Genomic DNA, 22,458 nt, shown 5'->3' on the forward strand with positions numbered 1-22,458 from the left:
TATTAGGCAATAACATGGATGCGAAACAGCAGGTATTTACCCTCTCTGCGTTTGCTATCTATCTATTTTTTCTGACAGCGACTTGTTCAGTTTCCTCGGGTTGCAACATCGTGCCCAAACAATTCGCTCTATCAACCGAACAGCAAGTTCGGCTCGATACCGTTGTCGAAAATATTAGGAAGCAGCAAACACTCACGGACGGATTAAAATGACAAATAAAAGAAATTTTGCTTGTGCTGCACTGGCTTTATCATGTGCAGTATTGCCAATATCGGCAAATGCTGCAGTTAGTGTTGGTCTCAAGCTTGGCTCATCAGATTTGAGCTTTAGGGACGCACAAGGAAGGGTCAAAGAGACCGGGATTGTGTATGGAGCAGATGCTACATGGCTGACTCATATCGCAAAGAATTTTTCTTTGGGAGTTAACTTCTCCTATGACTCTTTTGAAAATGCGCTATACGGCAGCAATGATAGTGAACACACAGCTATTACACTCAGTCCTGTGCTTTCCTATCGAATATTCACACTTCCTGCGCGTTTCTGTGCCGGTAAACGACTAAAAGAGCACGATGGCCTCAGTTTGTATGTTAAAGCGGGTCTGGGTTTGGCTAAGTCGGAGATTGTTCAGTCTGTAGGCGCCATGAAGCAAGACGGCGCAATCGGCACGTGGGGCGCTGGCATTAAGTGGCAGGCGATGAACGATGTCAGTTTTGGCGTCGAATATCAGGTGCTTGATAACGGGATGTATGGTCTTGGGTCTCGTGATTTTGGGGTTGAGTCGACCAACGTTGTCGCCATGCTAGGCTACCGCTTCTAAATTCCAACGAAACACTGTTGCTTTGATTTTATGTGACTCCAAGAAGGCTATGTTTTTCCGGTTTTCTCTACTGAAAACACGATCAATTAGTTGGGAAGGCAATTTGTTATTGTGTTCCCAGTTGAGCAATTCTGCGAAACAATTTAACTGGATATCAAGGAAAAATCATGAAAAATCAATTGGCTTTAGGACTTGCAGCCGTCTCTCTACTTGTTTCTGCGTCGGCAATGGCTAGTGACTCAAATGTTGAACTTGGGTCAAACAATGAGCTATCAACTTCAAATAACTCAACAGTAGTAGGCTCGTGGAACCAGTTATGGGACAGCTACAATATTCACGTTAGCGGCACCGATAATTCTTCAACAGCAGCTGAATCTGTGACTATGGTTGGTGATGAAAATGGGGCTCAGTGGTCTGATTACTCAACGATGTTTGGTTTGTATAACACTGAAACTTATACAAAATTCTCGACAGTTCTAGGCCAAAACGTGCATATGTGGGAAGTAAACGAGTCATTTGCTCTGGGCAACCGTTTAGAATTGAACGATACAAGATACTCAGGAGTTATCGGTTCAAACACCCGAGTTGAGCAGGGGTATGGAAACTACTTGTTCGGCGACGAAATCAATTCGAGTAAGTCTGAAAATGTAGTGGCTGTTGGTCAATGGCTGGGATTGTCAAACCTTTATAATGCGGTTGTGTTAGGTCAAGGAGCAGATGTGCGCAACAGTACTAACGCAGTCGTAATTTCTAATGGGGGTAGTATTACCGAAGCATCTGGTATTCTATTGACAACGGGTCATTTTGATGACCAAGCTCCTCACTCAGGCAACATTACTCTGGCTGCTGAGAACGTACGCATTTGTGATGCTACTGGTCGATGCATCGAAAACGTATTTGAAATTATGATGCAAATGCAACAAATGTTGGAAACTGCGCAATAGTATCGTAGGCACTCTATCCATAAATTCCTTTTCAATCTGAGACTTTAGCCTGGCCCATTGCGGTTGGGCTTTTTTTCGATCTAAACTAATGCTTCTTCTTCACTGGGATTTTCATGTTGGCTGTAGCCCGTACCAGGTGTTAGACCATCGAGTTTCTCACTTTTATACGGTTGACTCACTGTAAAAAATCCGTAGCCATCATGCATGTGTTTGATAGGGTAACCTTGGTAGATATAGCGTAGCTCTCTCGACTTGATCTCGGTGTATTGGTTGCAGTTGGCTAGAGGCACTCGTTTTGTCGATTGCGAGTAACCAACGAGGTGCGTCCAATCCGATCCTTCACACTCTTTGACCTCAATCTCTACGGCACTAAACGCTTGAGTGTGTTTTGCAAGCTCCGCCATGAAGTCCAAAAGATCCAGTTCTTTAGCTGCTCTGAACACAGCAGTTTTGGGTTCGACTAAATGAGGCTCAGTTTGGGACATAATGATCGTATCCTCTTTGTCGTAAATCCACGAAAGGCGACAAGCTCATCGACGACACTGCGACCTGCTTGAGTTGCCGCGACCCGGCGTCTTATCGGAATACGATAAAGGCGAAAGCCTGCGGCTCGGTATTCATTCATCAGATCACGGCTGTTTGTTGAGTTGCTCAGAACGATGGGTGCGTTTGTTTGATTCAATTTATCAATAACCTTTAATTGCATATCATCGGAAAAGGTTCCAGAGCTGTAAAGGTCTGAGAGTAGGGAGGATCGATGTACAGAAAGTCATAGCCTTTGAAGTTTAAGTCACTAAAGCACCCATGATGCATCTGCCAATTTTTCATAACCTTATGTGCAACTGTGCACGCTTCTAATTTAGCCCGGGGGATCGAGGCTTTGGGCTTTCCAAATGGTACATTGAAGATTCCTTTTTTATTGACTCGAACAAGACCGTTGAAAGATGCGTAGTTGATCAAGAAGGTTAAACTCGATAGCTCACTTAATGTTGCTTTGCTTAGTGTTGATGGCATTGCAGTGGCGATTTCATTGTAACGCTTGACCATCCGGTAATAGTAATCGCGAGAGATTGGCTCGCTCTCTGGACGCGGCATCTCACCATCGATGATGTGTCGTTGAAAGTTGTACATCGGGAAACTGGCATCATTGGCGGTAACAAAATCGAAGCCAAAATAAAGAGAGAATCCCAATGAGCCTGCGAACGGCTCAAGTACACGGCTGTCTCGCGGTATTTCCTTGCAAATGAGGCGGTCAAGGGCGCTTGCTAGAAAATACTTATTTCCGGCATATTTGATCGGTGAACGTACTCGTGCGGGTGAGATCATCTGCTTAGCTGATTATTGGTGGGTTCGCTAAAACTATACCGCCCGAGGACTTGATAGCAAACAACTAAATTATAAATTTAGAGAGATCAGCCACTTAAAACTTACGTTTAGATCAGATACTATCTGTTTAGTGACCGCATGTTGTTGTCTTATTGGCACCCTATTAATAAGCCCAGAAACCATGATTTTATTAAAGCTATTTTGTACACTGCTATTCTTTGTCGCCCACTACCTGATCTTTCGTTTCGGCTACGAAGCGCCAGCAGATCCGATAGGACTGATTAAAGCAATGATGCTTCAGTTGATTTGCATCGTACTCGGTGCAAGTGCAGTATTGACTCTGCTCAAAGACTACAAGTTCAAACGTCCGATCAGTGTTGATTCAAGTCGGTAGGGACAGAAGTTAACTTTATCGATATGCACAGGACATGCGTCTAAACATCAACCAATTGGAATTTATATGAACTTGAGCAAGAAAAAAATTGGCCTGATAATTTTCTCTTACATTGAGGCGTCACTCGAGCAGTTTGATTCAATCAGTATCAACGATATAGCTGCCACCTTTGGCCTTCATCGTAGTACCGCATCCAATTACATGAGTCCTTACCGTGAGCTGAAACCAAGCAACGTGCGTTATGTCCTAAGTGGCCCAACTTCGCATTACCAGAAGGGGTTTAGCTTTGAGAGGGTTGTCCTTGAGGGTAGCGCTACTCATTACTTGTCTTGCGTTGATGATCTCTTTGGCAGTGACGTACTCAAGCGCTTTGAGGCACGACTAAAGGACCTTGCTTTATGAGGCGCGCTTTGTCTGTTTGGCGCTCTGGCAGTTCGATGAAATGTGTTTGGTTGGTCAGTCTAGTGGTGGCTTTTGTCTATTTCAGTTTCTCAGCATCTTTGTCAGTAAATTTGCCATACATTTTATGGATGATATTTTCACTCTTTGGCCTACTGAGAGAGGCACACCTTTTGAAGCTCGGGTTAGTTGATTGAGCAACTGCAGTGAAAGAAGCTAATGCTTTCATTGGTTGCCAGTACCATTTAACCTACTCACTGATGAAATGAGTTTTACAATGCGAGTAAATTTAAAAAAATGACGGCACGCAGAACCAAAGATCACTCTGAGCACTTGCAGAAGCATAAGACAAAGGCTCTTTTAAGAATGGTATCTAGCAAAGAGCCTTTGACAATCAAAGAGACACAAAACCTCGAATGCGCATATCATGCGGGGGATGACATGGCCGCTTTGTTTTTGGCAGCTAACGCATCCACTGACCCTTCAACCAAGGCTGTTGCTGAAGAGTGGATTTACCAAGCGATGGAGAGTAAAGATAAAGAGGTTTGCGCTTGTGCAGCGCTGAGTCTGGCCGACTTGATTATGGATGAGCAAAGGCCTCATTTTCAGTATGATATAAGCAGGATCGTATCTTTGCTTGAATTTGCGTATCAAAAAGGTTCCTTGCCTGCGGCAGAGGAATTGGCTTTGCTGCATATAGAGCATAAGGTCAAGCTTGGTGATGCCAACGAAGAGCTCGCGATGGGGTGGAAGTGGATAGTCCGTTCAAAGCCATGGCCATTGAGACTTGTCTTGTCTTTTTGGCCTTTGACGTTGATGCCTCAATTTGTGATTAAAGCTCTAGTAGCGCCTGTCGGGTCAAGGAAACGCATCCGTGAGCATGTTGCCGAGTGTCATCGTGAATTGTCGATTGAACGTAGTGAGATTGAAGGAAAGTAGTATGGGGACGATAGGTACGTATGGTACGAAGTCAGTGGCTCCAGAGGTCAACTGTTCGGTTTTAGGTATTCCCTGTTGGTCCGGAAGGCACGCAAGGGAATTTCTATCAAGTCAAGATTTGGTCGAAGAATTAGCCAGCTTTATTCGTGTTGATGCCAAACGCCGCGGCAATAATGATTATGTGCAGGACTCGGTTGGAAACGCTGATTGCATATTCCATCCAGACTTCTTAGAAGGTTGGCCGCGGCGACTTTGGTTTGAGCATTACCAGAAGGGAGTGGATTCAGCAAAGCGCAGAGCCCTAATTAACAACCAGTAGTACCGGTGTTTAGGGTCGATTGTGCGCTTCACGGACTCTGTCAGCTAGGGAGGTGTTTTAACTTCTTTTTTATAAGCTTGGCTTTCATGGAGAAATACATAAGTTGAAAGAGGTTACCAAAGCTTGTGACAGCATAGACTTTAAGCAGTGCCACTTGCAAATCGTAATTGTCGAGTTGCTTACCAATATACATGGCAACGCCCAAAATGAAGCAACATAGAACCGCTAGAGAAATTCCAATAACGTAGCCAGTGTAATATGCTAGCGTGACGTCAGCCATTAAATCTAGCCTTTCTTGATGTCTTGATTTGATAGTCATGGTGTGAGCTCACAAGTCGTAATTGAAGCAGAATAACTAATCCTAGGTAGCCTGTAAATCTGAAATACTCACAGCTGTATAGCTATTTTCAGATAACGGGAAAGCATCTTAATGGAGGTAGTGGTGATATTTTATTTTCTCGCCGGGTCGATTGTACTGGCAGTCATGTTTATTAGTTTTCGCAAAGAACCAAAGCTAATCGATTATGATGAGCTATTTGATGCTATGCCTAAGCCTCACTTACAGTTTCCAATCTCTTGCGATACACCAAAGCTAGGTTTGATTAATAGCCGGTTTAGTAGGGATTGTCCAACATTGTTTATTGACTGCGACGGCGTATTACACAGGTACCAGAATAATAGTTTCGAATGCCGGCATTGGTTTGAGCAACTCGCTATACGGCATCCATCAATGCAGTTAGTGTTAAGCTCTAACTGGCGAGACTCAGCGGATGATGAATACTTAAAGACTATGTTTGGTCCTTCGCTGTTTGAACGGATAGTCGGTGCAACGCCAATGCTCAAGCTCGGCCCAATACGACGACAGCGCGAAATCGAAGCCTTTATTGCAATATTTGGTGTTTCAAACTTTGTGGCTATCGACGATGACAAAAGTTGGTTCGATCAATCTTGTGGTTTCTTGTTGTTAACAGATCCAAGTAAAGGTTTCACTGAAGCTAACTATTGGGCGATTGATGCCTGGTTATCTAGGCTGGGTCAGGGCTAGGGATTTCAACGTCACGGACGCAAGTAATTGATTTGAAAAAGTATTGACAATCATTGGTTTGTGACGGTAATCTAATTTTGTTTTTTATGTGTAACATAGAATCCGTTGTGGTTGAGTCCGGCTCATGGTCACACATAGATCGTATTCTTCCATAAGGCATAAGCCGTAGAGAGGGCGTTTAACCGATTGGTGTTAGACGCCTTTTTTATGTCATTGGTTGAGTAGTGTTGCCTATGACTAAGAAGTGATTACCTCTGCCTTTGGAAGAGTAAAATACGTATTTGGCGTTGTAGCGAAGGGGTTTTAGTTTTATGTCATCAAGTGTCTACCTTGCTTGTGTTTGCTTTGGAGCGTTGTTATCAGGCGCGGTGATTGGTGCTTTTATTAAGACCCGTCAGTGGTATGCTGACCTTCAAGCACTAAAGAAAAATATGCTGCAAAGGTGCTTGTTTGAAATGCTCAATGGCACGCTGGCGTTTGCGATTGCCTTGGCCATCCTTCATATGATCATAGGTCTTGAAGCTATCAACACTTTCTTACTCTATTCCGCTAGCTATGTTTGGTTAGTCGATGTGGCCCTCTTGTTGGCTTTTCTTCAACTGCGTCGGTTCCGATTGAGTAGTGAATAGAGCGCAGCGATTTTTCGGTTTAATTCATGGTATAACTTGCTCCTTCAAGTAGGTAACGATTTAGATGACTTATAAGACACGTATTTTGGCAATCTGCACACTACTGGCTCTCAGTATTGCTGGTGGTGCATTCGGTCTCTGGTTAGGGTCGTGGACAGGCTTTGTGGTCGGAACTCTAGGCTCCTATTGTCTATTCTCAGGCTTGCTTATTGCGACAGGTAAAGTCAAGATGCCGGGCTCTCCCTCCCCAAGTAAAGTTTCGGCCAAATAAATTCGAAGAGCGCCGTGTTTCAAGAGACTTTTACCCACTCAGCAAGCGGTGCTTTCATCTCTATCGTTGGGACTGGTTCTATAGGAGCCCCCGATATTACCGGCGTCTACGTAGCTTGTTCAGGCAATTCTCCCTAATGTTGTCGCGGCTCTGTTGCTGTCCCACTTTAACCTTTAGAGGCCGTAATCCGCTACAGCGTCGATTTTAACCGCAAAGGCCTCTTGCTTTCCTTACTTGCAAGTTTGGGGGAGGTTAACCTCTAGTAGCGATGTGTTGCTTATCTTCTGCACAATAATGCTGATGAAATGTAACTGCGAGGATGTTATATTAGTGTCGAAACTTCAATAATTTACTTAGATTACCCCCTTCTAAAATTAGGATTTTTGACACTATGCGACCAAAGTATTCGACTATGCTTGGTTTGCTGTTCTGTGCTGGCGCGGCGAATGCTGAGATCGTCGGGTATAGGTATGCAGATACAGACGGCGAACTTGTTCTTGAAACTCAGAGTGAATTCATCAACTCAACGGGAAACCTGACGGTATATACAAGCGCTGGTCTCGACCGTCTAGTGGAATTGCGGATCACTGATGGTAATAGTTACGACTATGTAGATACATCTGAATTTGTGACCATAGACGATCGCATCGATGATTTCGACGACTCTTTTTATGGCAAATTGTTCACAGTGCCCAGTTTGTCGGATGGCTCGTACACAATACGTCAAACCATAACTGACCGGAGTGGGGGGGTAGTCAAGCAGGTAGAGCTACCATTGGTGGTAGATACGGTTCGTCCGGTCCTAGGTGATTTTATCCACTGGTACGTACCTGGTTCTAACTGGCAGTCTGAACATCCAGAGTTTGTCTATCAAGGTCAGCAATTCTTGAGCAGTAGGTTTAGTGGAGCGATAGATATAGAGTTCGAAACTGTTGGTTCTCCGATAGACAAGGTTATTTTCACGACAGAGTATCTGGATGATGGGTGGCACAAAATTGGAGACTTTGAAGCTTCGATTACCTCAGGGGTCGCGCGCTTGCGTGAGGCGCGTAACGATGATGTGCTCTGGGGCCTTGATGGTGCTATGCCCTATTTCGATACTAAAGTTCGTCTCACGGTTAGCGCCGAGGATCTAGCTGGTAATATGTCTAGTAAAGAACGAGTCTATGATTTTGTTTCAAGTTGCTGGATTTCGAAAGATTACAAATTGTCATCAGAGTCCTTTGAAATTATAGGCATAGAAGACACATCGTTTACTGGTGACTTAGGTATTCCTGGCACAACTGGCTATCGTCCATTTAAACCCGGTGAACCAATTCTCTTCAACCCAGCAAAATTTGCTTTTCGCCTCAAACAGGAGCATTCGAAGAAGTACAACGAACTGAATGGGTTAGGTCGTTACAATCGAACCCAACTGAACTACATCACCACGCATGATGGTTATGCATATCACGTTACAGGTAATCAGGTGATCAAATCCAATGGTGCTACGACATTTAGAATGTCAAGCAATGGGGATTATTGCGGGGGCTACTTTAACGTTGGTACCAATTTCGCGGAACAAGCTGCACCACCTAATCTGGATAATTACAGGCTCCAGCTTGATGGAGGTGAATGGATACCGCGAAGCGACTTAAACTCAATAAATAAAGCTTTACAAGCTCAATTGCCGGGTGATGGTTATGAGGAGTCGTTATTTGGTTCTCTTTTTCCATACAAAAGAATAACCGGGATTCAGTACAACGCTTCACCTAAGCCATATACCCAATACGGCACAACGACGCTGGATAACTTTGAGTATTATTGTGAAATACCCCCAAATCAGACGATGTGTGAAGCCGAGCTGGATTATGATTTAGAGGAAGAGTTCGTTAAGTTGAACGCGACAAGTGGCGTCAGACTCTGGAAAGAAAGAGATTATAACGCCGGTTGGCATATCGGTATCTACTTAGATCATGAGCCACCACTCTATGTAGAGCATGATCTTGATCTTATAAGCGGTACGATGTCCGTTAAGATAGATTCTCCCAAAGATACGGAGTCTTGGGGACGTGTTCGTATGGCAACGGCATTTATCGAGGCATCGAAAGATGGTGATGTGGTTTTGGTACCACGAAGTCGAGATCCCGAAGTCATTGTTGATCTGTACACATACGATTTTGATTTGGAAGAGCTTGATGAGGGCGAATGGTCACTAAATATTCTTGCTTATGATAGTGCTGGAAATGAGTTGCGCAGTTTTTTAGAGGTTGTCGAGATTGACAAGACAGCGCCGACGCTGACTTTTTACAACCAAGGTGAGCTTTTGGTCGATGGGGAGACAGTTCGTGGCCTTGAGTCTATTGAGATAGTCGCGAGCGAACCTATTATAGTGGTTGGTGCCTTGCTTTCTGGAGGGCCAACTGATGATAGAGTTCAGTTAAGCGTGATCCCGAATGGTGACAACTCTTTCCTGCTTGACTATCCGCGTATCTTCCCGTCGATGCGAGAGGGGGAGGACTACCAGTTGACGATGGAAGTTCATGATTATTCAGGTAATGTAGCTGTTGGCATCGTAACGTTTGATTACGTTCCGAACAATTTGATCGTCGTTAGCACAATGAGCTTGCTCCCTATCGCAAAAATCATAACGAATAACGAAGATAAGCCAATTTTCAAAGTGGAGACGAATGAGCTTCGAGATCACAATGGCCAATTAATCACTGATGAGCTCAGGGTAATCATAACCCTGCGTGACGACGCTGCGTTTCCAATAATCGCCGAAGGCCATCTTATCTACCCAGGTGAATCACACGACTTCATTCATGACATGAAGGGTAATGGCGGCAGAATGCAGCTGCCTATCTCAGCAGGAGAGTCATCAAAAGAGGCCCGTGCCGCTTTTATGGTCGAAATACCGAACGTTGATTTTAACTAATCCAACCTGCCGCTCTTGATCGAGAGCGGCAAAACAAACTGCTTTAAAGGTTTAAAATAGCTTCGCTAATGACCAAGTCCACGAAAATAGCGAGCCATAATTTCCCTAATTCACTCGAAAGGGATGCGTTATGAGCTTGTTAGAGATACTTTTTGGACTAACTTACGTCTTGTTTTTCTGTTCGTTAATCCTAGGTGGCTTCCTGCATGTATGTGCCAGTCACTTGTCATCACAGCGTGAGCATAAGTTCACACGGTTTAGGTCGATTTTGAGTTTGACCTCCTTTGGTTTGTTGGTGGTAAGCTTGGCCGCAACGATGTCATTGACCTAGGCCAGCTGACCTTGCAGAATCTGAAGGCTACCAGCTAGTTAGGGCAAACTGCCTCATCTACCCTAGTTTTGATTCCAGTGGATATTGGAATGGGGTATGGGTTATTTACTGGAAGCTGAAAAGTGACGTTGAATCACTTCAAACTCGTCATTCCAGTCCCATTCTTCACGAAGCTCTTGTGGATTGAGGCACTGCTCAAGATTGTGCGCTTTAGCCATGTTCTCGCTAATGTAGGTACGAGCCAGGAAATTTTTAGTGTTGTCAGGGTTAACTTTCCCAAGCAGGTACCCGCCAGAGGGGAGCTTTAAGCTGGCATCATCTGTAAACGACGGTCTGCTTTTCACCAACGTTGCGAGAGGTAAAGCAGATAGTGCAAGGCAGCCGTTGCTCACCGCCGCCACTGCCACGTTAATTGATTTGACTTGCTCGCGCTGAAGCCATCGTACGAGGAAATGGTTAGTATCAACCTCGATCTGGTTCGGCAAAAGCACAATCGATTTTTCAGAGTAGTCGATAATGAAAAACTCGACTTTTAGATGGTCTTTACCGAATTTTTCCACGGTGCTAAGCAAAGCTAGTCCCGCAAATGGATCACCATCTCCCATGACTGGAACTACAGCACGTGCCTTGGCTAGTTCTTTTACGTAACGTGAGAAGTGATTGCTCCTTTTTTTGCGAGGTACACCGGCAATTACCTCGGCCTCTAACTGTTTCCAGCGCATTTGTAATTGAGGCGTCGGTACTCGAGCGCATCGCTCTTTTACGGCTCTTGTGTAACGTCTGACTAAACCTTCAGCTAAGCTTTGGTCGATGAAATCAGGGTAGCTTTCGGTATACATTTTGATTCAACCTAGCAAAACAAATCGGTTAGGAATTCTAGCTCTGTGTGCCCGTTTTGCAACCGGCAATGTTTACCTGCCGCGCAGACCTCGGTGACTTTTGATCTTGTCGGTTAGTTCAGCTCGATGCAAGTGATATCCAGAGTGCAGGTTGTTATTGCGCCCAAACGGTCAGAAAATTATGGCCGAGCACCTGGTGTGAGGGCGTCGGCCATGTGATCACAGCTTTAATTGTGAATCGTTCGAAGATGTGGGATGTCGAACAATATCTCTGCTTTGCCTATTGAGTCGGGCTTTGTGGGGTATAAGGGTATCGAGAGCGGTGAGCCTTCGAAACCTAAATCAATCGTGACCTCGATCGTTTCCCCCGGCTCAACCTTGGTTTTGTTGCCAGGTTCATCTAGCCAAACACCAAAATCAGAGGACGCGTGCACAGTCATGTAAGCCGTCTGCGGCCCTGTCGCGCGCATGCCATCATCGATGTAAAGCGGATCAAGTGATTGAATCTGGGCGATGGGAGTGTTGTCCCTATCAAGCAGTTCTCTATCGATGGTGAGGTAACTCAAGATCCCAATCTCAATCAAATTTGCAGGGGTGTAGGAAAACTCAATCGTGTTGGATGATTGATTATTAAAGATGTCGCTGGCCGTTATCTCGAGCCCGTACTTTTCACCTTGTTGCAAAGTAGGGAATATGCGCGGTTGCTCTAGCGTCCAGTGAGAGTCGTGTTGCAGGATACCTAAATACACGTTCTCGTCGCGGATGGACCCGAAGAGCCTCGCAGAAGTCAGTTGGGAAGGGCTTTGGTCATCAAGCTTGATCACAATCTTTCTGATGTCATCAATTACTGATGGCACAGTGGCTTCTTCATACGTAATGTTAATTACAGGCGGGGTGTTGTCCACAACAATCTCGATCGGCTGCTCAGAGGCGCCAATATTATCGTACGTATCCGTCGCGTAGGCAGTGATGCTGTACGTACCATCGGCCAAGTTATCTGTCGAAAACGTGGCGATATGCTCCCATAGATCAAGCTGCGTCAGTGACGTTCGGCTCAATGATATTTCTTTGCTAGTTTCAGTGTTCGTCGCAACAGCCTCCCATTGCTTTATTTTCCAGTGGTCTTTTTGCCAGTTGGAAACCGTATCGTTGTCTCTGGTATGGACGATGACTAACTTATCGTCTGAATATTCAGTGGAGAGGACCGAGGGATCGTTGAGGTCATGATAGGTGTATAGATAGCTATAGTGGACTCGGAGACTGCCATCATCTCTTGCGAGGTGAATCGAGTAAGGGCTGTATCCCCTACCTGATGTTCGAACAAAATTTGTCCCAAGATCGCAAAAATCATCACCGACCTCTACGAAGCATTGCTCCATGCCGGAACCGGTGACCAGTTGACGATAGCTTCTTGGCTCAACGTGGACCCTTGTGCCGGTAATGGTGTGGGGCACGTTGTATCGAGGTCTACCATGTGTTTGCCATTCACCATTCTGGTCAGCAATATCAGTATTGTGCCAGACGCTAACACCCTTGGGCGCGGTATCTATTCCGTCGCCAAGCGTAAACTTGAAGCTGTTGAGGCTCTGTCTCTGGCATATTGCACCCGACTTCAAGTTGAAATAGAAGTAGCTGTATATTTCAGGGTAGTTCAAACTTCTCTGGTACCATGCAATGTCGTTTTCAACATACGATACAGTTGAGTTATCAGCCCAACCGTAAGGGGCTCGTTCACCAGACTCAAATTGACTTAGCGGTCGACCAAATCGCATGGTGATCGGGTTTGAGTAAGCATTCATATTGGCTGTGTACGGTTCCCACTCACTCGTATTTGCGTTAAGTACCTCTCGTATCGGGGTGGTCAAACAGTTGTTATCAATATGCGATTCACGTTGAATTGTGGTTGAGTTGCCAGCTTTATCGTAAATATTGAAACCAATCGTATATAGCCCCGACTTAGACGCAGGTACGAGACTACTCGATGCTGCGGTGGACGTCGGGATCTGGACACTTCCCCTAAATGGATCGCTTGCATTGAGGTTTGCGGTAATGGTTTTTCTTTCGAAGTCCGGATTTTCAATGAAGTAGGTAGCGTGAGATAGACCGCTACCCTCCTCGGTTATCTCATTGAGGCGTAGCTCAAGTGATGCGCCACCAGCCGAAAAATGATCGATGGATCCAAGTGTGTATGCCGATCTGACCCAGGTGATGTCAGTATCGTGGATCACAGGAGGTGAAGTATCGCGTTTTAACGTATAAGTTTGACTGGCAACGACCTCTCCATACAGATCAATGGTTTCAACGTCGACAGAGTACTCTCCGTCAGAAGTTAAGCCGGTGATATCCATTCGCTTGCCGTAAAACTCGCGGCCACCGATATCGATACGATCCGAAGTACTAACCACACTTGTAGTTTCAGTAAATACGGTCTGACCTTCGCTCTTAGCAGTTACGCGTAGACGACGATCCAGACCTGATGATAGGGCAGAGTGGATGACTGATTGGTTATTGATCCAGCGACCATCTAATTGGTTAGTAAATTCGCGTTTGTTTCCTTCAGGATCGGTGAATTCAAGCAGTTCAAAACTCGCATTTGCTACCATTGCACAAATGGCAGGGATCAGTGCTAATAATCGCTTCATTGTATAGGTCCATTATAATACAGGAGGAGGGCTTGTATTATTGAGGTATCAACAACATTATGACTGAATTGCTCGGTAGAGCAAAGAGTTATGTATGCCAGATCAGGTAGATTGAAAGGAACATGCTAGGTATTGTGCTTCGCTTGGGGGTAACCGCACCCGGCTGACTTTAGTTACTTATCGCGGGTGGCGAGGTTGTGATTTAGCGGTTCGTCCCAAAGTGAATACGCCAGATTCTCACTGCAAGCTTATTCTGTTCTATCTATGTGGGAACCTAACTAAGTTTCGAGCGGACAAAGCGTACTGCTAGGCCTGCCCCATACTTCAGGATATACGTGGTAACGACCCCCATAACAACAGACTCGAAGGGATGTTCAGGTTGGACAATTAGACAAAATATAAGTCCACCAATAACAAATAGAACAAGCTCGGTTAATTTTTGTAGTGTTGTCATATTCACTCCATGTGTATGCGATGTGTTACTTATAATCGCATACGAAAGGTCTAAGCCATCGTATCTAGTCGCAAAACTGTGGTTAGTATTGACAGGTTCGAGTAAAGGAAGCGCCGATTATTCAGATTTCCCAAGGCTGGCAATTTTCAATATCAAGGCCACTGGTAGCAAGATACACACTGTAATGAATACTACCTTCATGGTTGTAAGCATGGCGTCGAGCCCGGTGATCCCTTCCAAATCGGCGGTATTGATGAACCATAGGCACGCGGCGCAGTGCAGTAGAACTAGCAATTCAGATAGCAGTGACTTTGTTGGGTAGCGCTTGAGGCCCCTCGAAATTTGACTAGTAATTTCCATTCCGTATTTCCTGAGTATCGATGTAAGCTACAGTAACATGAAGTGGTAACGACTCCTACTGACTGGTCATGATCGTGAGCCACTATCGTTCAGGCACGGATTTTTCTCGACAAACGCAGCATCTTTATTATGATCACGACTGGTTATTTAAACAGTGTAGTAACTCATGAAAATTCAAGGCTTCGACAATCCAACCGTTAAGCATATGAAACCGCCGATAGTCTTGGATGTGGCACTCAATCTAATGCCCGGCCGGCATCATATCGCCATAGCTCCAAACTCTCATCTGGCCTCAGGCGTCGAAAGTGGTGACTGGTTGATCTTAGATCAGATCAGTAATTGGTCAGACGGTTTGCTTGTCCTTGTAGAACTAGATGGCCAAGTCGTTTTGACAAACGATGAGCAAGTGGTTCGCTCGGAGGGCGCAATAAGCTATGGGGTGGTTGTTGCGTCCGTTCACTTCTGCCGGGATAAGAAAGAGCCGGTCCCCCTGGCAGAACGAACTCTCCATCAGCAGATTATAGATACCAAACCTCACGCTTGTTTCTTCATGCGGGCGAGAGGGGGGGGAATGGCACCAGTCATCAAAAGTGGAGATTTAGCGATAGTTGAGCGGCACCTAGCCTTGGAGCACGAAGACATCTCGCTCTTTAGTATTGATGGTGGGCCTTTAAAATGTAGATGGTTCGATCAAGATAACAGTTGTCTGTTTGCGGCCGGGAAAACCGAAACTGTCGATTTAACCGCCTCGCGGGTTACGTGCGAAGGTGTCATTGGGAAGATTATCAAGCTTCACAGGGTTAGCGGATCATGAGCATTTTCTGCTTAGTTGACGCTGCGCGTATGTATGCCTCAAGTGCCATCTCTTTTCTACCTGAGTACCGATCAAAGCCTGTTGCCGTGACTACTCACAGCGGTTTTAAGGGAGTCCCTATTGCAATTAACAAAATTGCAAGCCACCAATGTGGAATAAGTAAATTTAAACCATTGTGGCAAAATGGCGGGCAAAGCAAAATCGAGAGTGCTGGTGGACGTGTATGGACGGCAAATTTCTCAACCCTGGGTCATCAGAGCGACAGGTTTATGCAATCTATCATCGATGCTTGCGAAGCCGGAGAGGAGCGAGGTGTCCCGCTCATGGTTTACTCAGTCGACGAGATTTTTCTAGATTTATCCAACTTACCATCAAAATTAGATCTATATGACTTCGCTGATGACCTCAGGCGCAGGGTTTGGCAAGAGCAGCGCATCGGGTGTGGTGTGGCGATTGGGCCCACTGTCACGTTTTCTAAGTGTAGCTCTTATGCCGCCAAAAAGATTGATGGTTACAACGGCGTATGCGTGGTGCTTGACGCAACAAGCGTCGAAGCCCAATCGATCCTCGAGAGAATACCTGTTGGTGAAGTATGGAACGTAGGTAAGCGAATTTCCGAACGACTATTGGCCATGGGGATCGCAACAGCTGCGCAGCTCCGCGATTTGTGTCCAGACAAGGCTCGGCGCGAGTTCGGCATAACAATTAGCAATGTCATTTACGAACTTCGTGGCACATCAGTCTTCGAGCTCGATACATCGCAATCCAGAGTAGCCTCCAAGCAAGCCAATCAGCAGGTCTTTTCCACTAAATCGCATGCTACGAGGCTTACCGATGGCGAACAGATCGCAGCCCACATAGCGCATCATTGTGAAGTGGTTTGTGCGAAGGCACGAAAACAAAAAGCCAAGATCCAAGAAGTGCGAGCCTTTGCCGCGACATCGCCTCATGACAGCCATGTGTTGCCGTTCTATGGTGAAGTCAATATAAGGTTAGATCAATGTACTGATGATCCTTCAGTACTCCTTTCTGAGCTTAGAAAGCAGCACTCAAAACTGATACCGGGTGACCCCGCGCAGCAACCGATCTATAAATTGGGATTTGGCGCATCAAGGCTTCAGCATGAGCAGTCAAGACAATTCGACCTATTCGCTGATGAAGGTGCCCCTGAGAGGGCTGCGTTACTAGAAACGGTCGATAAATTGAATGCAAAATATGGGAATGTCGTTGGTTTGGCCCGCTCTGCCTTAATGAACGATCAACAAATTGACGAGTTTCGGATGCATGACTACTTTACTGAGTTTTCTGAGCTGCCTACTTTCGAATGTTAGATCAAGCGGCCGTAATGAGACGAAGCGTCGACGTTCGCCGTGTAGTTGTACCGCACTGCAATGATACACCAGTTTTTACGTGACAGAATCTAGGTGCAAAGTGCCTTTAAGGTACGTTTTTGGGGCCCATGTAAGCAATTCGAGCTGCTGAGCGGTGTGAACACACCTAGATTGTGTCTTATGTCGAGCAAGACACCACAAACCTGTCATCTATCTTGCTTATAAGCGTTGAGAAGGGATTAGCTTGGCAATACCAGTCAAGTATTTATGCCTGATAAAGAGCCATCAGCATTGATTTCTTGACCATCACACATGAGCACATAGTTCAGATCCAGTTGTTGCGCGCAATAGGTAAAGTCGTGAATATAGATGGCATGTACCGGTTCAGTACCCCTGCAGGAAATAACAGGACAACTCACTGCAACCATCAGGTTACCGATAGCATCGAGTACCTCGTTCGCACGTTCGGTGCCAAACGCTTTCTCTAATTCACTGCATAGATCGATAGCGGAAATACAAACACGACCTTCTGTGTTGATTACATTAAGTGTCAGCATTGTGCCGCTGTTCAGATAAGCAGTCATTACCATCTTTCCCGGTGTCAAATTTTGAGTATACCAATGTAGGTCACGACATCCAGATAAACAGTAGGTTTCTGTAAGCGTCAGGCTAGTGATTGTTGAGGCGCTGATGCTATGCGATTCGTTGTACTTTGGTGGTCACACCATTAATTGTCAGTATTTGATAATGCACATTACTGAAATGAACTATGCTGCAATCAACACTTGATTATATGGTTTGCAAGGTACTTGGATATCAAAAAGCTATATTGAAGCATATTACAACGGCGTTAACGCCGCATTTGCGACTCGCTGATTGAGCCGCTGATGTAACCTGTATTATTGGTGTAAGACTCGTACTAGAAGGACGATCGCTAATGGCATCACAAGAACGAACCGAGCGACTAAAAGAGTTAGTCGCACTAGCAGGAAGTTTGAGAAAAGCTGAAGCAAAAATAAAAGAAGTTGCTGGAGTTGCTCCAACTAACTCAGCTCTGTACAAGGCAACAAGAATAGACTCTAAAATAACTGACTATGTTGTTGAGTGCTATATTCGAGATTTGAAAAAAGCATTAGAGTAACTGCCTGCTATGTTCACGCTTTTCCAGGTCATGAAGACCGAGTAAAGTTAATGTTTACCGACCGCGCACATCACAGGTGAGAGTGGTAATCTCCTATCCAACTGGTGCGTCAAAGTTGGGGGTAGTATACCAATCAGCGTTCATTAGATTGATGCTCTCGTTTATACGCATGTGATGTATTCTCTTAAGCGTGTTGCTTCTGCAAACCTTAACCGTATGCGAGCAGTCATCGCAACGAAAGCCAAACACTCCCCTAGTCATGCCAATAGGTGGGCCTGACGTTGTGAAGTTCATAGAGTTACACACAGGGCAAGTTGGGTGTTTGACTTGCGGGACCGTACCCTGAAACTTAGTCACAGATTCCAAGAATGTGACGTACTCATCATGATCAACGCTTTCAAATATAGGTATTAGCCAAGGTTCCTTGAGCGATCGCAGCATCAGTAGGCCACGCAAACCCAGTCCCAAGTGCGCTTGCGTCCCACCTTTGTTAAATTCAGCTCTCCGGATAGTGCTAATCTCTGCGCCTAACTCTTGAGCTAACTGCTCTTGTGATAGCGATAGAACAAATCGCGCAGCTACCCGTCCCGTTGCTGTCTCGACGCGTCGAACTGTTGTAAAACGCTCATTATCACGGAACGCTGCACCTCTTAATTTTTGCTCGTAAGGTAGTAGAGCTCTGTGGTCGTAGTTAAGCTCTCTATATGGATTGAACCTGCCTACTACTGCAATTTGCAACTCACGAAAGATTGCCTTTGATTCTGCAATGCCACAGTGCCCGCAAGTAGAGCAATTGGCCTCGACCTCAGCCCCGAGCAGGTCGCCATCGACTGAGTACCTCTTGCCGTATGCAAAGCTCAAATCTGGTTCCTCGCAACCGCACAGGTATTCAGTCACCGTGGGAAGGCGAAGTCCACTACCGGTTTGTTTATACAGAAAGTCTACATAACGCTTTCGATTGAGCGAGTTATACACTGAAACTCGGTAGTCAGCGTTCTTAGAGTTCAGGAGCGCAGCAGTGGCGCCTAGGCAAATGCACTTGGAGGGCTCGGCTTTCCTATTTTCTATCCGCGTTATTGAGCTTCGTGATACGCCAAGTATCTCAGCAAATCGCCCAATGGAGAGCGACAGTAAGAACCGGCAAGTTATCATATCGTACGAGTTTTCAATGTTTATCATCAAGGGGCTATCCGTAACCTATTCCGCAAAGCATGTTAACACACTTGCCATGTCATTGTTTTGCTGAGAAGGACTCTATTACAAATTTGGATAAGGCAACTTCTTGAGAGTTTGTGTTACTGGTAGGCATGAGTCGATACGTCTTTGAGGGCACTAGGATGTTGTGTGCGTTAATGGTGGACATAGTAGAAAAAGAGATTACGTTATTGTTGCGGCATAAAAAAAAGCAAGGCACATAACCTTGCTCTCTTCTACTAAGCCAATGTCATTACATTTCGATCGGAGCAGGTGACCAATACTTGTCTTGCTTCAAGAAAGGTGCACATTGCTCTGGTGGAATAGCACTGATTGAATTTTCCCCATCCGCTCGCGCTTCAACGTAGATACCCCCATCGGAGCTGAGTTCATAAACGTCAGGGTACAGAGGAATATCACCATCAGTCCAAAAGTCGTGAGTTAGGTTCAGCACCATATTTGTCTGTAAATAATAGTTGTTTCGCGTAGTAAGGTATACATCTTGGGATGTCGGAGTATCGAACTTGATATTTTCGAAACGCATACCGTTTATATACCCAGTTAGTTGCTCGGCAATCAGCGAGAAGTTGACTAGCTTCCCATAGACTTTTGTTCCTGAGATCTGAATATTTGCTAAAGAAGCAGGTTCGTTGACGTATTGAGCGACTAGTGCTCCTCCAGTCGTAGTTTGGTAGGTATGTCCTCCTACAATTGTGATATTCGACATCTCTCCCTTGATTGTGTTAGCGAGTAGATATTTTTCAAACTTATTGGTTGAGAGTCGAACCAACAGATCGTCGATTTCACCATCTACTGAATTGAAAATGCTAGTCATTGGGATGTTACTAGTGATGTCTCTAAAGACTAAATTACCAAAATAGGCATTGCTTGGAGTGCTAGAAGCGATAAGGTAATTTGTGCTCGCGCTCTCTTTGATTACGCGATTAATCCCGATGAACTTAACGTCACGTACAAGAACCGAGTCGGTAAGTAGGCCATATGTACTGTTTGTTGCAATGTTTTCAATTCGATGCCCGTTACCTTCCAGTACAGCGCCAAATCGATGGGTAGAGTAGTCGATCAGCCGACCATCACAATCGATGTCATTGCCCAATGCGATGTTCTCTTTAGCCGTTAACTGTTCAAATAAGTCATCGCAGCTAAAGACGTTGGGTTTCAGCCCTGCCATAGCAGCGGTAGACGCCGTAAGCGCCAGTGTGGTGACCACGGTTTTGAGTAACTTCATGTACTAGTCCTTTGATTGGTTGGAATGGTGTGCAAAAAGGAAAAGTCGCCCTCGAGCACAACTGACTGAGATTAAAATACTGTTTGTACAGTGGTAAAGGGGCGGTTGGACTAAAAATCAACAAGGGCTTAGTGACAAGTTTCTGCAGGTAAATGTGCTACTTGTTGAATATTGCGAGGCAGGCGTGACAAATGAGATTAAGTGCTAATATAAGGGCCGCGATTAGAATGTTATTGTTATTTTACAGACCTTTACCTCTTCAAAAATTCGTTGGAAAGATTATAGTGTAACAAACGAAACTATTGCGAATACAAAACGATGGCGATCAAGATCTTATAGCAACTCATGATGCTTCTGTCCCTAAAATGACTGAGACCGGGTTATACAAACTTAATCTCACCGTCTATGGTGAAAAACTTCAGCTCTATTTTGAAGATCATGAGGAGTACCTGAGATACAAATCTTGGGCTATCGACGAGACAGGCCAAAATGTGAGGGCCGGTATTTGGCGAAATTGTGTTAAGAAAAGCAGTTCAAAAAGCGCAGATCTTCCGATTGGCCTGCCCTGAGTGTGTTGGCATCTATAAGCCAAAACTTAGAATGAGAGTGGCAACACTTCAAGATGGCACAGATTGTGGGCATATCGCCACGTGTCACCCCCTGACCAAGAAAAATTACACAAGGACTTATGGTACAAAACGAACACGCGCACAAGCCATCAATGACGTCGTAAAAAAACGCTTATGTTGGTTGATGCAGATACAGGATGAAATGGACGAATAGCTTGGATAAGTGGGCACAGGAAAGGCTATTTTCTGATAGTGCTCCAGGTCTTGGTGACAGGCTGATGTTCATAGCGGTGACGCGCAGTGCTACTAGTTCACAAATGAAGGGAAGCGCGCATGCCACTTGTGATGGTAATTGGCTCATATACTTGCCCTTTGGTCACGGTTTCTGTTTGTAATATCTTCAACGGTAGCACTATATATGAGAAACTTGATTAACATTTTTTGAGGGCCCAGACATGAATGTCTATCAGTTTATCGCAATGTTATCGACAGGCGCTGCTTGCTACTTTCTGTTCAAATATATCAAACTGCAACGAGATCTGTACTTACTTAAGCAGCAAATGAAGAACCACACGCTCGAGCACGGCATTGATAATCAGCTGTGGATAATTTTTGTTGAACGCACCAGAAAATTACTCAAGCTCTGGAAGTAGTGATGACGTTTTGCGCCAGTTCATTTGCTTGAGTTGGTTGCACTAGTACTGAGTTATCAATTTAGCCAAGTAAGAACCAACTTAGCATGGAAGGAGAGAGCACTATCTTGTGAGAGTCCAAAAGATATCGAACCTTGACCAACGTCTCGACGTATATCGAGGCCGCAGACGTCACTGGCTTCAAACGGAAGTCCCGGCTGTATTATCCGTGTGCATCTCAGTTAGCACCGCATTTATGTATTACCGAACCACAATAGATCCAGGCTTTGACTGGCAACTTTGGGGGTTGGTTTTCGGAGTAGGTTTTTCTGTGACACCAATTTCCGTTATGCGGCCCAAACGGCCAACTCAGGCAGATGTCGATGATGACATAGCATTACGTAATGCTTTTAATATGGACGCGACGGTGAGCGGAGAAAACTCGCACCGTTAGCTATTCATTACCCTGAGCAGAGATAGTTAGTTTAATAGAACGAACGCATTTCATGACACAACGGTACCTAACGTATCCAATTACACAAAAAAATCGCGATGTGATCATTGCCGGTTGGGATAGACCTTTAAGCCAACTCTTCCTCTACGCCGGTCGAGAATCGTGGTCACACCACGGTGAGTTCTGGTGTCTTGGCGACCAACCTTTAGAGGTCGATGCCTTTGTTGAGGTTCCAGACGGCCATATAACGCCAGAGCACTTGAAATCATTTACCAAACTAATCGAGGAGGCTCACATCAGGCTTAGAAAACCGATGTGTAATGCGGTTGTCATCAAGTCGCTGCTTGCTAAGTTGGTTGAAGACAGTTTGGAAGTGTCGACATCAAATACGGCAGAAATTCATGCTGTCGACGGCTTGCTGATAGACTAAGGCGCAAAGGGCTATCAACTC

General features: G+C 45.2%; 25 protein-coding genes. 16 read left to right on the forward strand and 9 right to left on the reverse strand.

What is annotated here, in order from left to right; genetic code table 11:
- Window positions 1-14 precede the first annotated feature (14 nt).
- The 3 genes from ACZ5R2_RS23430 to ACZ5R2_RS23440 all read left to right on the forward strand — a co-directional run bounded on the left by ACZ5R2_RS23430 (window position 15) and on the right by ACZ5R2_RS23440 (window position 1,761).
- Complete coding sequence (locus ACZ5R2_RS23430; RefSeq protein WP_464900610.1) at window positions 15-212, forward strand: hypothetical protein; 198 nt, start codon at window positions 15-17, stop codon at window positions 210-212.
- Complete coding sequence (locus ACZ5R2_RS23435) at window positions 209-817, forward strand: outer membrane beta-barrel protein (RefSeq protein WP_464900611.1); 609 nt, start codon at window positions 209-211, stop codon at window positions 815-817. The genes ACZ5R2_RS23430 and ACZ5R2_RS23435 overlap by 4 nt, the downstream gene beginning before the upstream one ends.
- 167 nt (window positions 818-984) lie before the next feature.
- The gene (locus tag ACZ5R2_RS23440) at window positions 985-1,761 is read left to right on the forward strand and encodes a hypothetical protein (protein ID WP_464900612.1); all 777 of its coding nucleotides are present in this window, start codon (window positions 985-987) and stop codon (window positions 1,759-1,761) included.
- A gap of 80 nt (window positions 1,762-1,841) precedes the next feature.
- On the opposite strand, the gene ACZ5R2_RS23445 is transcribed toward ACZ5R2_RS23440, so the two are convergent.
- Together ACZ5R2_RS23445 and ACZ5R2_RS23450 are read right to left on the reverse strand one after the other, a co-directional pair.
- On the reverse strand, window positions 1,842-2,246 hold the full coding sequence (locus ACZ5R2_RS23445) for a hypothetical protein (protein ID WP_464900613.1): 405 nt from the start codon (window positions 2,244-2,246) through the stop codon (window positions 1,842-1,844).
- A 211-nt stretch (window positions 2,247-2,457) separates the two neighbouring features.
- Complete coding sequence (locus ACZ5R2_RS23450) at window positions 2,458-3,087, reverse strand: DNA adenine methylase (RefSeq protein WP_464900614.1); 630 nt, start codon at window positions 3,085-3,087, stop codon at window positions 2,458-2,460.
- Between the two features lie 181 nt (window positions 3,088-3,268).
- On the opposite strand from ACZ5R2_RS23450, the gene ACZ5R2_RS23455 reads away from it, so the two are divergent.
- From ACZ5R2_RS23455 to ACZ5R2_RS23470, 4 genes are all read left to right on the forward strand, one after another.
- Window positions 3,269-3,481, forward strand: a complete 213-nt coding sequence (locus tag ACZ5R2_RS23455) for a hypothetical protein (protein WP_464900615.1) — start codon at window positions 3,269-3,271, stop codon at window positions 3,479-3,481.
- A 66-nt stretch (window positions 3,482-3,547) separates the two neighbouring features.
- Entirely contained in the window at window positions 3,548-3,883 is a 336-nt protein-coding gene (locus ACZ5R2_RS23460) for a hypothetical protein (protein WP_464900616.1), read from the forward strand.
- Between the two features lie 363 nt (window positions 3,884-4,246).
- A complete protein-coding gene (locus ACZ5R2_RS23465; protein WP_464900617.1) occupies window positions 4,247-4,819 on the forward strand; it encodes a hypothetical protein in 573 nt (190 codons plus the stop codon).
- A 1-nt stretch (window position 4,820) separates the two neighbouring features.
- Entirely contained in the window at window positions 4,821-5,138 is a 318-nt protein-coding gene (locus tag ACZ5R2_RS23470) for a hypothetical protein (RefSeq protein ID WP_464900618.1), read from the forward strand.
- A 40-nt stretch (window positions 5,139-5,178) separates the two neighbouring features.
- Here ACZ5R2_RS23470 and ACZ5R2_RS23475 read toward each other — a convergent pair whose 3' ends face one another.
- Window positions 5,179-5,457, reverse strand: a complete 279-nt coding sequence (locus ACZ5R2_RS23475; RefSeq protein WP_464900619.1) for a hypothetical protein — start codon at window positions 5,455-5,457, stop codon at window positions 5,179-5,181.
- 225 nt (window positions 5,458-5,682) lie between these two features.
- On the opposite strand from ACZ5R2_RS23475, the gene ACZ5R2_RS23480 reads away from it, so the two are divergent.
- The 4 genes from ACZ5R2_RS23480 (at window position 5,683) to ACZ5R2_RS23495 (ending at window position 10,000) form a co-directional block, all read left to right on the forward strand.
- Entirely contained in the window at window positions 5,683-6,183 is a 501-nt protein-coding gene (locus ACZ5R2_RS23480) for an HAD domain-containing protein (protein WP_464902407.1), read from the forward strand.
- 311 nt (window positions 6,184-6,494) lie between these two features.
- Window positions 6,495-6,812 carry a hypothetical protein gene (locus ACZ5R2_RS23485; protein ID WP_464900620.1) on the forward strand — a complete coding sequence of 106 codons (318 nt, stop codon included), beginning with the start codon at window positions 6,495-6,497 and terminating at the stop codon, window positions 6,810-6,812.
- Window positions 6,813-6,876: 64 nt separating this feature from the next.
- Window positions 6,877-7,083, forward strand: coding sequence for a hypothetical protein (locus ACZ5R2_RS23490; RefSeq protein WP_464900621.1), 207 nt, complete (start codon window positions 6,877-6,879; stop codon window positions 7,081-7,083).
- A 412-nt stretch (window positions 7,084-7,495) separates the two neighbouring features.
- The gene (locus tag ACZ5R2_RS23495; RefSeq protein WP_464900622.1) at window positions 7,496-10,000 is read left to right on the forward strand and encodes an Ig-like domain-containing protein; all 2,505 of its coding nucleotides are present in this window, start codon (window positions 7,496-7,498) and stop codon (window positions 9,998-10,000) included.
- A gap of 432 nt (window positions 10,001-10,432) precedes the next feature.
- On the opposite strand, the gene ACZ5R2_RS23500 is transcribed toward ACZ5R2_RS23495, so the two are convergent.
- The 3 genes from ACZ5R2_RS23500 to ACZ5R2_RS23510 all read right to left on the reverse strand — a co-directional run bounded on the left by ACZ5R2_RS23500 (window position 10,433) and on the right by ACZ5R2_RS23510 (window position 14,626).
- Window positions 10,433-11,170, reverse strand: a complete 738-nt coding sequence (locus ACZ5R2_RS23500; protein WP_464900623.1) for a hypothetical protein — start codon at window positions 11,168-11,170, stop codon at window positions 10,433-10,435.
- Between the two features lie 227 nt (window positions 11,171-11,397).
- Entirely contained in the window at window positions 11,398-13,812 is a 2,415-nt protein-coding gene (locus tag ACZ5R2_RS23505; RefSeq protein ID WP_464900624.1) for an Ig-like domain-containing protein, read from the reverse strand.
- A 571-nt stretch (window positions 13,813-14,383) separates the two neighbouring features.
- Window positions 14,384-14,626: a hypothetical protein gene (locus ACZ5R2_RS23510; RefSeq protein ID WP_464900625.1), complete on the reverse strand. Its 243-nt coding sequence runs from the start codon at window positions 14,624-14,626 to the stop codon at window positions 14,384-14,386.
- A 166-nt stretch (window positions 14,627-14,792) separates the two neighbouring features.
- On the opposite strand from ACZ5R2_RS23510, the gene ACZ5R2_RS23515 reads away from it, so the two are divergent.
- Window positions 14,793-15,440: a S24 family peptidase gene (locus tag ACZ5R2_RS23515; protein WP_464900626.1), complete on the forward strand. Its 648-nt coding sequence runs from the start codon at window positions 14,793-14,795 to the stop codon at window positions 15,438-15,440.
- Complete coding sequence (locus ACZ5R2_RS23520) at window positions 15,437-16,771, forward strand: Y-family DNA polymerase (RefSeq protein WP_464900627.1); 1,335 nt, start codon at window positions 15,437-15,439, stop codon at window positions 16,769-16,771. Before ACZ5R2_RS23515 ends, ACZ5R2_RS23520 begins: the two co-directional genes overlap by 4 nt.
- A 257-nt stretch (window positions 16,772-17,028) precedes the next feature.
- On the opposite strand, the gene ACZ5R2_RS23525 is transcribed toward ACZ5R2_RS23520, so the two are convergent.
- The gene (locus ACZ5R2_RS23525) at window positions 17,029-17,355 is read right to left on the reverse strand and encodes a hypothetical protein (RefSeq protein ID WP_464900628.1); all 327 of its coding nucleotides are present in this window, start codon (window positions 17,353-17,355) and stop codon (window positions 17,029-17,031) included.
- Window positions 17,356-17,708: 353 nt separating this feature from the next.
- On the opposite strand from ACZ5R2_RS23525, the gene ACZ5R2_RS23530 reads away from it, so the two are divergent.
- The gene (locus tag ACZ5R2_RS23530) at window positions 17,709-17,912 is read left to right on the forward strand and encodes a hypothetical protein (RefSeq protein WP_464900629.1); all 204 of its coding nucleotides are present in this window, start codon (window positions 17,709-17,711) and stop codon (window positions 17,910-17,912) included.
- Between the two features lie 93 nt (window positions 17,913-18,005).
- On the opposite strand, the gene ACZ5R2_RS23535 is transcribed toward ACZ5R2_RS23530, so the two are convergent.
- Entirely contained in the window at window positions 18,006-18,773 is a 768-nt protein-coding gene (locus ACZ5R2_RS23535; RefSeq protein ID WP_464900630.1) for a helix-turn-helix domain-containing protein, read from the reverse strand.
- A gap of 586 nt (window positions 18,774-19,359) precedes the next feature.
- Window positions 19,360-20,352, reverse strand: coding sequence for a hypothetical protein (locus ACZ5R2_RS23540; RefSeq protein WP_464900631.1), 993 nt, complete (start codon window positions 20,350-20,352; stop codon window positions 19,360-19,362).
- Between the two features lie 1,024 nt (window positions 20,353-21,376).
- On the opposite strand from ACZ5R2_RS23540, the gene ACZ5R2_RS23545 reads away from it, so the two are divergent.
- The gene (locus ACZ5R2_RS23545; protein WP_464900632.1) at window positions 21,377-21,574 is read left to right on the forward strand and encodes a hypothetical protein; all 198 of its coding nucleotides are present in this window, start codon (window positions 21,377-21,379) and stop codon (window positions 21,572-21,574) included.
- 485 nt (window positions 21,575-22,059) lie between these two features.
- Window positions 22,060-22,437, forward strand: coding sequence for a hypothetical protein (locus ACZ5R2_RS23550; RefSeq protein ID WP_464900633.1), 378 nt, complete (start codon window positions 22,060-22,062; stop codon window positions 22,435-22,437).
- The last annotated feature ends 21 nt before the right edge of the window (window positions 22,438-22,458 follow it).

Source organism: Vibrio sabulosilitoris (assembly GCF_055391395.1).